Here is a 13316-nt window from a genome sequence, read left to right on the forward strand (position 1 = left end):
TGACGCGCGAGATGGCTAAGAGCATTAAGGGCGTCCTGGGCGAGAAGCTCGGCATGACGCAGGTCTGGGACGAGAACAACCGCATTGTGCCGGTGACCGTCATCAAGGCCGGCCCGTGTGTCGTGACCCAGGTCCGCACCAACGACGTCGACGGCTACGAGTCGGTTCAGATCGCCTTCGGCGAGATTGACCCGCGCAAGGTGAACAAGCCCCTCAAGGGTCACTTCGCCAAGGCCGACGTAACCCCGCGCCGCCACCTGGTGGAGCTTCGTACCCCTGACGCCGGCGAGTACACGCTGGGCCAGGAGATCACCGCTGCGACCTTCGAGTCCGGTGTCAAGGTCGATGTGACCGGCACCAGCAAGGGCAAGGGTTTCGCCGGTGTCATGAAGCGTCACAACTTCAAGGGTCTCGGCGCCGGTCACGGCGTTCAGCGCAAGCACCGTTCCCCCGGCTCCATCGGTGGCTGTGCCACCCCGGGTCGTGTCTTCAAGGGCATGAAGATGGCCGGCCGGATGGGTGGAGAGCGTGTGACCACACAGAATCTGACCGTCCACGCCGTTGACGCGGAGAAGGGCCTGCTCCTCATCAAGGGAGCGGTACCTGGTCCGAACGGCGGCCTCATCCTGGTCCGTACCGCGGCCAAGGGGGCTTGAGGATATGAGCACCATTGACATCCTGTCGCCCGCGGGCGACAAGACCGGCAGCCTCGAGCTTCCCGCCGAGATCTTCGACGCCAAGGTCAGCATTCCGCTGATCCACCAGGTCGTCGTGGCGCAGCTCGCTGCCGCCCGCCAGGGCACGCACAAGACCAAGACCCGCGCCGAGGTCCGCGGTGGTGGGCGCAAGCCTTACCGCCAGAAGGGCACCGGCCGCGCCCGTCAGGGTTCGACCCGCGCTCCGCAGTTCGCAGGCGGTGGCGTCGTCCACGGCCCGCAGCCGCGTGACTACTCCCAGCGGACCCCGAAGAAGATGATCCGGGCCGCCCTCCGTGGCGCCCTGACCGACCGGGCGCGTCACGACCGCATTCACGTCGTCTCCGGCGTGATCGACGGCGCGACGCCTTCCACCAAGGCCGCCAAGGCACTGCTGGGCAAGATCAGCGAGCGACGTCACGTGCTCCTGGTCGTCGAGCGTGCCGACGAGGCCGCGTGGCTGTCCGCCCGCAACCTGCCCCAGGTCCACATCCTGGAAGCGGGTCAGCTGAACACCTACGACGTGCTCGTCTCCGACGACGTGGTCTTCACGCAGGACGCCTTCGAGCGTTTCGTGGCGGGTCCCGCCGCGTCCGCCAAGGCCGTTGCCTCCGAGGATGAGCTCGAAGGGAACGACGCCTGATGAGTGAGACCAAGACCGCCGCGGTCGTCACCAGCAAGACCTTCACGGACCCCCGTGACATCCTGGTCAAGCCGGTGGTTTCCGAGAAGAGCTACGCGCTCCTGGACGAGAACAAGTACACGTTCATCGTCGCGCCGGGCAGCAACAAGACCCAGATCAAGCAGGCCGTCGAGGCGGTCTTCTCGGTCAAGGTCACCGGGGTCAACACGATCAACCGGCAGGGTAAGCGCAAGCGCACCAAGACCGGTTTCGGCAAGCGCAAGGACACCAAGCGCGCCATCGTGACCCTCGCTGAGGGCGACCGAATCGACATCTTCGGCGGCCCGGTCTCCTAACGGAGTCCGTGTCGTCCGATATCGGACGAGGACTGAGAAATGGGTATCCGCAAGTACAAGCCGACGACGCCGGGCCGTCGTGGCTCCAGCGTCGCCGACTTCGTCGAGATCACGCGGTCCACGCCGGAGAAGTCGCTGGTCCGCCCCTTGCACAGCAAGGGTGGACGTAACAGCTCGGGTCGCATCACTGTCCGCCACCAGGGTGGCGGTCACAAGCGTGCTTACCGAGTCATCGACTTCCGTCGTCATGACAAGGACGGCGTTCCGGCGAAGGTCGCTCACATCGAGTACGACCCGAACCGCACCGCACGCATCGCGCTGCTGCACTACGCAGACGGCGAGAAGCGCTACATCATTGCCCCGGCCAAGCTGAGCCAGGGCGACCGGGTTGAGAACGGCCCCACGGCCGACATCAAGCCGGGCAACAACCTCCCGCTGCGCAACATCCCGGTGGGTACGACCATCCACGCCATCGAGCTGCGTCCCGGCGGCGGCGCGAAGATCTCCCGTTCCGCGGGTGCTTCGGTCCAGCTGCTGGCGAAGGAGGGCTCTATGGCCACCCTTCGTATGCCGTCCGGTGAAGTCCGCCTGGTCGACGTCCGCTGCCGCGCCACTGTTGGCGAGGTCGGCAACGCCGAGCAGTCGAACATCAACTGGGGCAAGGCCGGCCGTATGCGCTGGAAGGGCGTCCGCCCGACCGTCCGCGGTGTCGCGATGAACCCCGTCGACCACCCGCACGGTGGTGGTGAGGGTAAGACCTCCGGTGGTCGCCACCCGGTCTCCCCGTGGGGTCAGAAGGAGGGTCGTACTCGCTCGCCGAAGAAGGCAAGCAGCAAGTACATCGTCCGCCGCCGCAAGACGAACAAGAAGCGCTAGGAGCAGGTTTAGATGCCGCGCAGTCTCAAGAAGGGGCCCTTCGTCGACGACCACCTCATCAAGAAGGTGGACGTACAGAACGAAGCAGGCACCCACAACGTCATCAAGACCTGGTCCCGCCGCTCCATGATCATTCCGGCGATGCTGGGCCACACGATCGCGGTTCACAACGGCAAGATCCACGTCCCGGTGTTCGTCACCGAGTCCATGGTCGGCCACAAGCTCGGCGAGTTCTCGCCGACCCGCACGTTCCGCGGCCACGTCAAGGACGACCGCAAGACGAAGCGTCGCTGATCGGCGGAGTGCGAAGACTATGACTGACACCGAAGGGACAACCATGGAAGCCAGGGCCCAGGCGCGGTACATCCGCGTCACGCCCATGAAGGCCCGCCGCGTGGTGGACCTCATCCGTGGCATGAATGCCACGGAGGCTCAGGCGGTCCTGCGTTTCGCCCCGCAGGCCGCGAGCGTGCCGGTGGGCAAGGTGCTCGACAGCGCCATTGCCAACGCCGCGCACAACTACGACCACTCCGATGCCGAGTCTCTCGTCATCACTGAGGCGTATGTCGACGAAGGCCCGACCCTGAAGCGGTTCCGTCCGCGTGCCCAGGGCCGTGCCTACCGGATCCGCAAGCGGACCAGCCACATCACCGTGGTCGTCAGCAGCAAGGAAGGGACCCGGTAATGGGCCAGAAGGTTAACCCGTACGGGTTCCGGCTCGGAATTACCACGGACTTCAAGTCTCGTTGGTACGCCGACAAGCTGTACAAGGACTACGTCAAGGAAGACGTCGCCATCCGCAAGATGATGACGCAGGGCATGGAGCGCGCCGGCATCTCGAAGGTGGAGATCGAGCGCACCCGTGACCGTGTGCGTGTGGACATCCACACCGCGCGTCCCGGCATCGTCATCGGCCGTCGTGGTGCCGAGGCCGACCGCATCCGCGGCGACCTGGAGAAGCTGACCGGCAAGCAGGTGCAGCTGAACATCCTCGAGGTCAAGAACCCCGAGATGGACGCTCAGCTGGTGGCCCAGGCCGTCGCCGAGCAGCTCTCCTCGCGTGTCTCCTTCCGTCGCGCCATGCGTAAGAGCATGCAGGGCACGATGAAGGCCGGCGCCAAGGGCATCAAGATCCAGTGTGGCGGTCGTCTCGGCGGCGCCGAGATGTCCCGCTCCGAGTTCTACCGCGAAGGCCGTGTGCCGCTGCACACCCTGCGCGCCAATGTGGACTACGGCTTCTTCGAGGCCAAGACCACCTTCGGCCGCATCGGTGTGAAGGTGTGGATCTACAAGGGCAACGTCAAGAACATCGCAGAGGTTCGCGCCGACAACGCCGCGGCCCGTGCGGGCAACCGCCCGTCGCGTGGTCCCGGCGCCGGTGGAACCGACCGTCCGCAGCGCCGCGGTGGCGAGCGCGGCGGCCGTGGCCGTAAGCCTCAGACGGACGGCGGTTCGGCCCCCAAGGCCGAAGCCCCCGCCGCTGTAGAGGCGCCGGCTGCGGACACTCCCGGAACGGAGGCCTGACCCAATGCTGATCCCCCGCAGGGTCAAGCACCGCAAGCAGCACCACCCGAAGCGCTCGGGCATGGCCAAGGGCGGCACCGAACTCGCGTTCGGTGAGTACGGCCTGCAGGCCGTCACCCCGGCCTATGTGACGAACCGGCAGATCGAGTCCGCTCGTATCTCCATCACCCGTCACATCAAGCGCGGCGGCAAGGTCTGGATCAACATCTACCCGGACCGTCCGCTGACCAAGAAGCCTGCCGAGACCCGCATGGGTTCCGGTAAGGGTTCGCCGGAGTGGTGGATCGCGAACGTCAAGCCCGGTCGGGTGATGTTCGAGCTGTCCTTCCCGAACGAGAAGGTTGCCAAGGAGGCGCTCACCCGCGCCGCCCACAAGCTTCCGATGAAGTGCCGCATTGTGCGGCGCGAGGCAGGTGAATCGTGATGGCGGCCGGCACCACTAAGGCCACCGAGCTGCGCACGCTGGGCGACGAGGAACTCCTCGCCAAGCTGAGCGAAGCCAAGGAGGAGCTGTTCAACCTCCGCTTCCAAGCGGCCACGGGACAGCTCGAGAACAACAACCGGCTCAAGGTCGTCCGCAAGGACATCGCCCGGATCTACACCTTGATGCGCGAGCGCGAGCTGGGCATCGAGACGGTGGAGAGCGCCTGATGAGCGAGAAGAATGTGACTGAGACCTCCGAGCAGCGCGGCTTCCGCAAGACCCGTGAGGGCCTTGTGGTCAGCGACAAGATGGACAAGACCGTAGTGGTCGCCGTCGAGGACCGTGTGAAGCACGCCCTGTACGGCAAGGTCATCCGGCGCACCAACAAGCTCAAGGCGCACGACGAGCAGAACGCTGCCGGCATCGGCGACCGTGTCCTCCTCATGGAGACCCGGCCGACCTCTGCCACCAAGCGTTGGCGCGTCGTGGAGATCCTCGAGAAGGCCAAGTAATCCCTGAGGGCCCTCAAAAAATATGGGGCCCTCAGGACCGTTCCGTCAGGCTCGGTAGGGGCGGGGCAACCCGCCCCCACCGGGAACCGACGCGACAACCCAGGAGATAGACGTGATCCAGCAGGAGTCGCGGCTTCGGATCGCCGACAACACGCGGTGCGAAGGAAATCCTTTGCATCCGTGTTCTCGGTGGCTCGGGCCGCCGCTACGCGGGAATCGGTGACGTCATCGTCGCCACCGTCAAGGATGCAATCCCCGGTGGCAACGTGAAGAAGGGCGAGGTCGTCAAGGCGGTCATCGTCCGGACCGTCAAGGAGCGCCGTCGTCCCGACGGCTCGTACATCCGGTTCGACGAGAACGCCGCCGTCATTCTGAAGAACGATGGCGACCCCCGCGGCACCCGTATCTTCGGCCCGGTGGGTCGTGAGCTGCGCGAGAAGAAGTTCATGAAGATCGTTTCTCTCGCGCCGGAGGTGCTGTAACCGATGAAGATCAAGAAGGGCGACCTGGTCCAGGTCATCACCGGTAAGGACCGCGGCAAGCAGGGCAAGGTCATTGTGGCCTACCCCACTGAGAGCCGTGTCCTCGTCGAGGGTGTCAACCGGGTCAAGAAGCACACCAAGGCCGGCCAGTCCGACCGCGGTAGCAAGACCGGCGGGATCATCACGACCGAGGCCCCGATCCACATCAGCAACGTTCAGCTGATCGTGGAGAAGGACGGCAAGAAGGTCGTTACCCGCGTCGGTTACCGCTTCGACGACGAAGGCAACAAGATCCGCGTTGCCAAGCGGACGGGTGAGGACATCTGATGACTGCCACCACCACGCCGCGTCTGAAGACGCGCTACCGCGAGGAAATCTCGGGCAAGCTGCATGAGGAGTTCTCCTTCGAGAACGTCATGCAGATCCCGGGTCTGACCAAGATCGTGGTCAACATGGGTGTGGGCGACGCCGCCCGCGACTCCAAGCTGATCGAGGGCGCGATTCGCGACCTCGCCACGATCACCGGCCAGAAGCCGCAGGTCACCAAGGCCCGCAAGTCCATCGCGCAGTTCAAGCTGCGTGAGGGCCAGCCGATCGGCGCCCACGTCACCCTCCGCGGTGACCGCATGTGGGAGTTCCTGGACCGCGTGCTGTCACTCGCACTGCCGCGCATCCGTGACTTCCGCGGCCTGTCGCCGAAGCAGTTCGACGGCCGGGGCAACTACACCTTCGGTCTCACGGAGCAGGTCATGTTCCACGAGATCGACCAGGACAAGATCGACCGGGTCCGGGGCATGGACATCACCGTGGTTACCACGGCGACCAACGACGACGAGGGTCGTGCCCTGCTTCGTCACCTCGGCTTCCCGTTCAAGGAGATGTGACCGTGGCGAAGAAGGCTCTGATCGCTAAGGCCGCTCGCAAGCCCAAGTTCGCTGTGCGCGGCTACAACCGCTGCCAGCGCTGTGGCCGGCCGCACTCTGTCTACCGCAAGTTCGGCCTCTGCCGCGTGTGCCTTCGTGAGATGGCTCACCGTGGCGAGCTGCCGGGCGTGACCAAGAGCTCCTGGTAGATCCGGTTCCCTTCGGGGAATCCGGTGACCAGGAACTCTCGGTAAGCATCAGGACGGCGGGACGCCCTCCTCTTCTGCCGTAAGGTAGAGGGGTTGGGCGCCTCGCCGCCCATGACCGACTTACTACGCCGTAGGTCCCCGCGCCGCACCCGTCCCGACTTCGTTCGGGGAGAAGGATGGCGCAATGGAAACCCCGGCGAGAGAGGCCTAGGGCCAACTCATGACCATGACCGACCCCATCGCAGACATGCTGACCCGTCTGCGTAATGCGAACTCGGCGTATCACGACGACGTCGTGATGCCGTTCAGCAAGATCAAGTCGCACATCGCGGAGATCCTCCAGCAGGAGGGTTACATCACCGGCTGGAAGGTCGAGGATGCCGAGGTTGGCAAGAACCTCATCCTCGAGCTGAAGTTCGGTCCGAGCCGTGAGCGCTCGATCGCCGGCATCAAGCGCATCAGCAAGCCGGGCCTTCGGGTCTACGCAAAGTCCACCAATCTGCCCAAGGTGCTCGGCGGCCTGGGCGTGGCGATCATCTCCACGTCCCGCGGTCTCCTCACCGGCCAGCAGGCCAGCAAGAAGGGCGTAGGTGGGGAAGTCCTCGCCTACGTCTGGTAATCGGGAACAGGAGGCATTGCAATGTCGCGCATCGGCAAGCTGCCCATCCCGGTTCCCGCCGGCGTGGACGTCACCATCGACGGCCGTACGGTCTCGGTGAAGGGCCCCAAGGGCTCCCTCACCCACACCGTCGCCGCTCCGATCGATGTCGCCAAGGACGAGACCGGCACGCTCATCGTGTCGCGTCCTAACGACGAGCGTGTTTCGAAGGCCCTGCACGGCCTGTCCCGCACGCTGGTGGCGAACATGATCACTGGCGTGACCGCGGGTTACAGCAAGGCGCTCGAGATCAACGGCGTCGGCTACCGCGTCCAGGCGAAGGGCTCCAATCTGGAGTTCGCCCTGGGCTTCAGCCACCCCGTCGTGATCGAGCCGCCGGAGGGCATCTCGTTCAAGGTGGAGTCACCGACCAAGCTGAGTGTCGAGGGAATCGACAAGCAGAAGGTCGGCGAGGTAGCCGCGAACATCCGCAAGCTGCGGAAGCCCGACCCGTACAAGGGCAAGGGTGTCAAGTACGCGGGCGAAGTCATCCGCCGCAAGGTCGGAAAGGCTGGTAAGTAGCCATGGCATACGGTGTGAAGATCGCCAAGGGCAAGGCTTACAAGGGCGCGGCTCTCAAGCGTCGCCACATCCGCGTCCGCAAGCGGATCTCGGGCACGGAGGCGCGTCCGCGTCTCGTCGTGACCAGGTCCAACCGCGGCATCGTGGCGCAGGTCATCGACGACCTCGCGGGGCACACCCTCGCGTCGGCCTCGACCCTCGACCCGTCCATCCGTGGCGGCGAAGGCGACAAGTCCTCCAAGGCGAAGCAGGTCGGCCAGCTCGTGGCCGAGCGTGCCAAGGCCGCGGGTATTGAGACTGTCGTATTCGACCGTGGCGGCAATCAGTACGCAGGGCGCATCGCCGCCCTCGCGGACGCCGCCCGCGAAGCCGGACTCGAGTTCTGAGTTCGTCCCGCAGCTAGCGGATCAACGAAGAGAGGTAATTCCAATGGCTGGACCCCAGCGCCGCGGCAGCGGTGCCGGTGGCGGCGAGCGGCGTGACCGTAAGTCTGGGCGGGACGGCCAGCAGGCCGAGAAGACCGCCTACGTCGAGCGTGTTGTCGCGATCAACCGTGTCGCCAAGGTAGTCAAGGGTGGTCGTCGCTTCAGCTTCACCGCGCTGGTCGTGGTGGGCGATGGTGACGGCACCGTCGGTGTCGGTTATGGCAAGGCCAAGGAAGTTCCGGCCGCCATCGCCAAGGGTGTCGAGGAAGCGAAGAAGAACTTCTTCAAGGTTCCCCGCATCCAGGGCACCATTCCGCACCCGATCCAGGGCGAGAAGGCCGCAGGCGTCGTTCTGCTCAAGCCTGCTTCCCCCGGTACCGGTGTTATCGCCGGTGGCCCGGTGCGCGCGGTTCTCGAGTGCGCCGGTATCCACGACGTTCTGTCCAAGAGCCTCGGCTCGGACAACGCGATCAACATCGTGCACGCCACGGTGGCAGCGCTTCAGGGCCTTCAGCGCCCCGAGGAGATCGCCGCCCGTCGTGGCCTGCCGCTGGAGGACGTCGCGCCCGCAGCTCTGCTGCGTGCACGTGCCGGGGTGGGTGCCTGATGGCTCGCCTCAAGGTCACGCAGATCAAGTCCTACATCGGTAGCAAGCAGAACCACCGTGACACCCTGCGTTCGCTCGGGCTCAAGCGCCTGAACGACGTGGTGGTCAAGGAGGACCGTCCGGAGATTCGCGGAATGGTCCAGACCGTCCGCCACCTCGTCACGGTCGAGGAGGTTGACTGACATGGGTGCTGAGAACCCGCTGAACCCCCTGAAGGTCCACAACCTGCGTCCCGCCCCGGGTGCCAAGACCGCCAAGACCCGCGTGGGTCGTGGCGAGGCGTCCAAGGGTAAGACCGCTGGTCGTGGTACCAAGGGCACCAAGGCCCGTTACCAGGTTCCGGCGCGCTTCGAGGGTGGGCAGATGCCCCTCCACATGCGTCTGCCGAAGCTCAAGGGCTTCAAGAACCCGTTCCGCGTCGAGTTCCAGGTCGTGAACCTGGACAAGCTCACCGCCCTCTACCCCGAGGGTGGAGAGGTCACGGTGGCCGATCTGGTCGCCAAGGGCGCGGTCCGTAAGAACCAGCTCGTCAAGGTGCTCGGCACCGGCGAGATCACCGTGGCAGTGCAGGTTTCGGTTGACGCCGTCTCCGGCTCCGCCAAGGAGAAGATCGCCGCTGCCGGCGGCACCGTCACCGAGCTCATCTGAGTCTCGGCGACTGCTGCTGACAGCGTCTGAATCGGGCCCGTTCCTCCTCGGAGGGACGGGCCCGATTCGGTATGCGCACCCAGGGACAAATCTCGCAAGTACGACTCTGTCGTGTCTCCACCGGCCGGCGAACGCCAACTGGGGGAGACACGTGCTTCATACGGACGGCCACGCGCTGTTAGAGTCCGTTGGGTCGACTGGCGAAACTGCCCGCAGACTGTCCTCGCGCCCCATCCCGGCCGGTGATCCGCCGTCCGTGACAGACCATCTCGACCGACCCTTCCGCCCTGCTGCGCGGAAGGTGCAGGAGGCACCGTGCTCACCGCGTTCGCCCAGGCGTTCAAAACGCCTGACCTGCGCAAGAAGCTGCTGTTCACGCTGGGCATCGTGGTGCTGTTCCGGCTCGGGGCGCACGTCCCGGTGCCAGGGGTGGACTACAAGGTCGTCAACGCGTGCATCAAGGACGCCGGCGGCGGGCAGGGCCTCTTCAGCCTCGTCAACCTCTTCAGCGGTGGTGCTCTGCTCCAGCTGACCATCTTCGCGCTCGGGATCATGCCGTACATCACGGCGAGCATCATCCTGCAGCTGCTGACCGTGGTGATCCCACGCCTCGAAGCCCTCAAGAAGGAGGGCCAGGCGGGCACCGCGAAGATCACGCAGTACACCCGGTACCTGACCGTGGCGCTGGCGATCCTGCAGGGCACCGGCCTGGTGGCCACCGCCCGCGGCGGCAGCCTCTTCTCCAGCTGCACCCAGCGCTACGACATCATCTCCAGCAAGTCGATCTTCACCACCGTCACGATGGTCATCACCATGACCGCCGGCACCGTGATGATCATGTGGCTCGGTGAGCTGATCACCGACCGCGGCATCGGCAACGGCATGTCGATCCTGATGTTCGTCTCCATCGCGGCCGGCTTCCCGGGCGCCCTGTGGTCGATCAAGAGCTCCGGCAAGATCATGGGCGGCTGGTTCGAGTTCTTCATCGTCATTCTGATCGGCCTGGTGATGGTGGCCCTGGTGGTCTTCGTCGAACAGGCACAACGCCGGATCCCCGTGCAGTACGCGAAGCGGATGATCGGCCGGCGCTCCTACGGCGGAACGTCCACGTATATCCCGCTCAAGGTGAACCAGGCGGGTGTGATTCCCGTCATCTTCGCCTCTTCGCTGCTCTACATTCCGGCCCTCGTGGTTCAGTTCAGTGGGTCGACGGCACCGTGGGCCCAGTGGGTCAGCGTCAACCTGACCAAGGGCGATCACCCCGCCTACCTGGCCGCTTACTTCCTGCTGATCGTCTTCTTCGCCTTCTTCTACGTCGCGATCTCGTTCAACCCCGAGGAAGTCGCCGACAATATGAAGAAGTATGGTGGCTTCATCCCGGGCATCCGGGCCGGTCGACCTACTGCTGAATACCTGAGCTACGTGTTGAACAGGATCACGTGGCCGGGATCGCTGTATCTGGGGCTTATCGCACTCGTTCCCACCGTTGCCATCGCATTGTTCAACGGCAGCACCAACTTCCCGTTCGGCGGGACCAGCATCCTGATCATCGTGGGTGTCGGCCTGGAGACCGTGAAGCAGATCGAGAGCCAGCTCCAGCAGCGCAACTACGAAGGGTTCCTCCGCTGATGCGAATCGTCCTCGTCGGGCCGCCTGGGGCCGGCAAGGGTACGCAGGCTGCGTTCCTCGCCAAGAACCTGTCGATCCCGCACATCTCGACGGGTGACCTCTTCCGCGCGAACATCAGCCAGGGCACAGCCCTGGGCAAGCAGGCGAAGTCCTACATGGACGCCGGCAACCTGGTGCCCGACGAGGTCACCATCGGGATGGCGAAGGACCGGCTGGACGAGCCGGACACCGAGGGCGGCTTCCTGCTCGACGGTTTCCCGCGCAACGTCCACCAGGCCGAGGCGCTCGACGCCTTCCTGGTCGAGCGCGGCATCGCGCTCGACGGGGTCCTGGACCTGGAGGTCCCGGAGGACGAGGTCGTCAAGCGCATCGCCGGCCGGCGCACCTGCCGGAAGGACACCGCGCACACGTTCCACATCACGTACAAGAAGCCCGCGGTCGAGGGCGTGTGCGACGAGTGCGGCGGCGAGCTCTACCAGCGGGACGACGACTCCGAGGCGACCGTGCGCAACCGCCTCGCCGTCTACCACCGCGAGACCGAGCCGATCATCGACTACTACCGGCAGCAGGACCTGGTGGCGACGATCTCGGCGCTCGGTCCGGTCGCGGACGTCACCCAGCGGGCGATGGACGCACTGAAGAGCAACAAGAGCGCGTAGTACCCACCCCACGTACACAGGTCGGCCGCGGTGCCCTGATGGCACCGCGGCCGTACTGTTTGAATGACGACTTTTCCAGAGAGGGCCACAGGCATGGTCGAGATCAAGACCCCTGAGCAGATCGCCAAGATGCGCGAGGCGGGGTTGGTCGTCGCGGCCATCCACCGGGCGTGCGGTGAGGCCGCGGTACCGGGCGTGAGCACCAAGGAGCTCGACGAGATCGCCGCGAAGGTGATCGCCGAGCACGGCGCCAAGCCGAACTTCCTCGGGTACGGCGGATTCACCGGCAACATCTGCACGTCGGTCAACGACGTCGTGGTGCACGGCATCCCGGACCGGGAGACCGTCCTGAAGGACGGCGACCTCATCTCCATCGACGCGGGCGCCATCATCGACGGCTGGCACGGTGACGCGGCCTTCACGGCCTTCGTGGGCACCGGTCACGCCCCGGAGCTCATCGAGCTGAGCCGGGTGACCGAGGAGTCCATGTGGGCCGGTATCGCGGCCATGAAGAAGGGCAACCGGCTCTCCGACGTCTCGGCCGCGATCGAGGGGTACATCCGCCGCCAGCCGCGGCCGGCCTCCGGCAAGTACGGCATCGTCGAGGAGTACGGCGGCCACGGCATCGGCTCCGAGATGCACATGGACCCGCACCTGCTGAACTACGTCAACAAGAAGCGCGGCCGGGGCATCAAGCTGGTGCCGGGCGTCTGCCTGGCGATCGAGCCGATGGTGACCCTCGGCACCCCGCGCACCCACGTCCTCGAGGACGACTGGACGGTCAAGAGCGACGACGGGTCCTGGTCCAGCCACTGGGAGCACTCGATCGCGCTGACCGAGCAGGGCCCGCTGGTGCTCACGGCCGTCGACGGCGGCAAGGCGAAGCTGGCCGAGTACGGCATCACGGCGGCGCCCGACCCGCTGGGCTGAGCCCGACGGGGCCCGCCGACGCCGCAGGACCGGGTGGAGTAACGATCACCCATCGTGGGCATCTACCCCGGATTCGTCATTCCGGGGTGCCTGCCGTAGACTGACACGTCGGCTCATGTATACCCGCATGTCTGCGTGGTGTACGCGAGCCGATCAAGGTAGCCGATTCGAAGGGCGAAGCGTGGCCAAGAAGCAAGGTGCCATCGAAATCGAGGGCACCGTGATCGAGTCTCTCCCGAACGCGATGTTCCGGGTGGAGCTCCAGAACGGTCACAAGGTCCTCGCGCACATCAGTGGCAAGATGCGTATGCACTACATCCGCATCCTGCCCGATGACAGGGTCGTTGTGGAGTTGTCTCCCTACGACCTGACGCGCGGACGGATCGTCTACCGCTACAAGTAGATCTCGCTGCTGCCCCGCTCCCGTGGGGCGATGGCACGACCCGGAGAACCTGACATCACATGAAGGTCAAGCCGAGCGTCAAGAAGATCTGCGACAAGTGCAAGGTGATCCGCCGTCACGGTCGGGTCATGGTCATCTGCGACAACCTGCGCCACAAGCAGCGCCAGGGCTGACGCACGACCCGCAACTCGCAGTTCTTCGAGCGACGCACACACGTAATTACGCAGTCACCCGTCCCGGCATGCCGGGACGACACCTTCGGCGGGGGCCGAG

General features: G+C 65.3%; 24 protein-coding genes and 1 pseudogene. All 25 read left to right on the forward strand.

Annotated features, from left to right (window positions below; translation table 11 throughout):
• Nucleotides 1-11 precede the first annotated feature (11 nt).
• The 25 genes and pseudogenes from rplC to rpmJ all read left to right on the forward strand — a co-directional run bounded on the left by rplC (nucleotide 12) and on the right by rpmJ (nucleotide 13216).
• Nucleotides 12-656, forward strand: coding sequence for a 50S ribosomal protein L3 (gene rplC, locus M2266_RS21355; protein WP_138352896.1), 645 nt, complete (start codon nucleotides 12-14; stop codon nucleotides 654-656).
• Between the two features lie 4 nt (nucleotides 657-660).
• Nucleotides 661-1338 (forward strand): 50S ribosomal protein L4, encoded by a 678-nt coding sequence (rplD, locus tag M2266_RS21360; RefSeq protein WP_277439632.1) that lies wholly within the window; start codon nucleotides 661-663, stop codon nucleotides 1336-1338.
• The gene (gene rplW / locus M2266_RS21365) at nucleotides 1338-1673 is read left to right on the forward strand and encodes a 50S ribosomal protein L23 (protein WP_138352898.1); all 336 of its coding nucleotides are present in this window, start codon (nucleotides 1338-1340) and stop codon (nucleotides 1671-1673) included. Before rplD ends, rplW begins: the two co-directional genes overlap by 1 nt.
• Before the next feature lie 39 nt (nucleotides 1674-1712).
• Entirely contained in the window at nucleotides 1713-2549 is an 837-nt protein-coding gene (gene rplB, locus M2266_RS21370; protein WP_138352899.1) for a 50S ribosomal protein L2, read from the forward strand.
• A 12-nt stretch (nucleotides 2550-2561) separates the two neighbouring features.
• The gene (gene rpsS, locus M2266_RS21375) at nucleotides 2562-2843 is read left to right on the forward strand and encodes a 30S ribosomal protein S19 (RefSeq protein ID WP_138352900.1); all 282 of its coding nucleotides are present in this window, start codon (nucleotides 2562-2564) and stop codon (nucleotides 2841-2843) included.
• Between the two features lie 43 nt (nucleotides 2844-2886).
• Nucleotides 2887-3234: a 50S ribosomal protein L22 gene (rplV, locus tag M2266_RS21380; protein WP_138352992.1), complete on the forward strand. Its 348-nt coding sequence runs from the start codon at nucleotides 2887-2889 to the stop codon at nucleotides 3232-3234.
• The gene (gene rpsC, locus M2266_RS21385) at nucleotides 3234-4073 is read left to right on the forward strand and encodes a 30S ribosomal protein S3 (RefSeq protein ID WP_138352901.1); all 840 of its coding nucleotides are present in this window, start codon (nucleotides 3234-3236) and stop codon (nucleotides 4071-4073) included. The genes rplV and rpsC overlap by 1 nt, the downstream gene beginning before the upstream one ends.
• Before the next feature lie 4 nt (nucleotides 4074-4077).
• Nucleotides 4078-4497 (forward strand): 50S ribosomal protein L16, encoded by a 420-nt coding sequence (gene rplP / locus M2266_RS21390; protein WP_138352902.1) that lies wholly within the window; start codon nucleotides 4078-4080, stop codon nucleotides 4495-4497.
• Nucleotides 4497-4724 carry a 50S ribosomal protein L29 gene (gene rpmC / locus M2266_RS21395; protein ID WP_138352903.1) on the forward strand — a complete coding sequence of 76 codons (228 nt, stop codon included), beginning with the start codon at nucleotides 4497-4499 and terminating at the stop codon, nucleotides 4722-4724. The genes rplP and rpmC overlap by 1 nt, the downstream gene beginning before the upstream one ends.
• Nucleotides 4724-5008: a 30S ribosomal protein S17 gene (rpsQ, locus tag M2266_RS21400; RefSeq protein ID WP_138352904.1), complete on the forward strand. Its 285-nt coding sequence runs from the start codon at nucleotides 4724-4726 to the stop codon at nucleotides 5006-5008. The genes rpmC and rpsQ overlap by 1 nt, the downstream gene beginning before the upstream one ends.
• Nucleotides 5009-5120: 112 nt before the next feature.
• Nucleotides 5121-5490, forward strand: a pseudogene (gene rplN, locus M2266_RS21405) (50S ribosomal protein L14).
• Between the two features lie 3 nt (nucleotides 5491-5493).
• Nucleotides 5494-5817: a 50S ribosomal protein L24 gene (gene rplX, locus M2266_RS21410; RefSeq protein WP_138352905.1), complete on the forward strand. Its 324-nt coding sequence runs from the start codon at nucleotides 5494-5496 to the stop codon at nucleotides 5815-5817.
• Nucleotides 5817-6374: a 50S ribosomal protein L5 gene (rplE, locus tag M2266_RS21415; RefSeq protein ID WP_138352906.1), complete on the forward strand. Its 558-nt coding sequence runs from the start codon at nucleotides 5817-5819 to the stop codon at nucleotides 6372-6374. Before rplX ends, rplE begins: the two co-directional genes overlap by 1 nt.
• 2 nt (nucleotides 6375-6376) lie before the next feature.
• Nucleotides 6377-6562 carry a type Z 30S ribosomal protein S14 gene (locus M2266_RS21420; protein WP_073492416.1) on the forward strand — a complete coding sequence of 62 codons (186 nt, stop codon included), beginning with the start codon at nucleotides 6377-6379 and terminating at the stop codon, nucleotides 6560-6562.
• A 220-nt stretch (nucleotides 6563-6782) separates the two neighbouring features.
• Nucleotides 6783-7181, forward strand: coding sequence for a 30S ribosomal protein S8 (gene rpsH / locus M2266_RS21425; RefSeq protein WP_277439633.1), 399 nt, complete (start codon nucleotides 6783-6785; stop codon nucleotides 7179-7181).
• Nucleotides 7182-7202: 21 nt separating this feature from the next.
• Nucleotides 7203-7742: a 50S ribosomal protein L6 gene (gene rplF, locus M2266_RS21430; RefSeq protein WP_277439634.1), complete on the forward strand. Its 540-nt coding sequence runs from the start codon at nucleotides 7203-7205 to the stop codon at nucleotides 7740-7742.
• Between the two features lie 2 nt (nucleotides 7743-7744).
• A complete protein-coding gene (gene rplR, locus M2266_RS21435; protein WP_138352909.1) occupies nucleotides 7745-8128 on the forward strand; it encodes a 50S ribosomal protein L18 in 384 nt (127 codons plus the stop codon).
• A 43-nt stretch (nucleotides 8129-8171) separates the two neighbouring features.
• The gene (gene rpsE, locus M2266_RS21440) at nucleotides 8172-8774 is read left to right on the forward strand and encodes a 30S ribosomal protein S5 (RefSeq protein WP_138352910.1); all 603 of its coding nucleotides are present in this window, start codon (nucleotides 8172-8174) and stop codon (nucleotides 8772-8774) included.
• The gene (gene rpmD / locus M2266_RS21445) at nucleotides 8774-8956 is read left to right on the forward strand and encodes a 50S ribosomal protein L30 (RefSeq protein ID WP_138352911.1); all 183 of its coding nucleotides are present in this window, start codon (nucleotides 8774-8776) and stop codon (nucleotides 8954-8956) included. Before rpsE ends, rpmD begins: the two co-directional genes overlap by 1 nt.
• A gap of 1 nt (nucleotide 8957) precedes the next feature.
• A complete protein-coding gene (gene rplO, locus M2266_RS21450) occupies nucleotides 8958-9422 on the forward strand; it encodes a 50S ribosomal protein L15 (protein ID WP_277439635.1) in 465 nt (154 codons plus the stop codon).
• 315 nt (nucleotides 9423-9737) lie between these two features.
• Nucleotides 9738-11051 (forward strand): preprotein translocase subunit SecY, encoded by a 1314-nt coding sequence (secY, locus tag M2266_RS21455; protein WP_277439636.1) that lies wholly within the window; start codon nucleotides 9738-9740, stop codon nucleotides 11049-11051.
• The gene (locus tag M2266_RS21460) at nucleotides 11051-11710 is read left to right on the forward strand and encodes an adenylate kinase (RefSeq protein ID WP_277439637.1); all 660 of its coding nucleotides are present in this window, start codon (nucleotides 11051-11053) and stop codon (nucleotides 11708-11710) included. Before secY ends, M2266_RS21460 begins: the two co-directional genes overlap by 1 nt.
• Before the next feature lie 93 nt (nucleotides 11711-11803).
• Complete coding sequence (gene map / locus M2266_RS21465; RefSeq protein ID WP_277441291.1) at nucleotides 11804-12640, forward strand: type I methionyl aminopeptidase; 837 nt, start codon at nucleotides 11804-11806, stop codon at nucleotides 12638-12640.
• Nucleotides 12641-12821: 181 nt separating this feature from the next.
• Entirely contained in the window at nucleotides 12822-13043 is a 222-nt protein-coding gene (infA, locus tag M2266_RS21470) for a translation initiation factor IF-1 (RefSeq protein ID WP_014047798.1), read from the forward strand.
• Between the two features lie 59 nt (nucleotides 13044-13102).
• Nucleotides 13103-13216, forward strand: coding sequence for a 50S ribosomal protein L36 (gene rpmJ, locus M2266_RS21475; protein ID WP_003956441.1), 114 nt, complete (start codon nucleotides 13103-13105; stop codon nucleotides 13214-13216).
• The last annotated feature ends 100 nt before the right edge of the window (nucleotides 13217-13316 follow it).

The sequence above is a fragment of the Streptomyces sp. SPB162 genome (assembly GCF_029504575.1).
GTDB lineage: Bacteria > Actinomycetota > Actinomycetes > Streptomycetales > Streptomycetaceae > Actinacidiphila.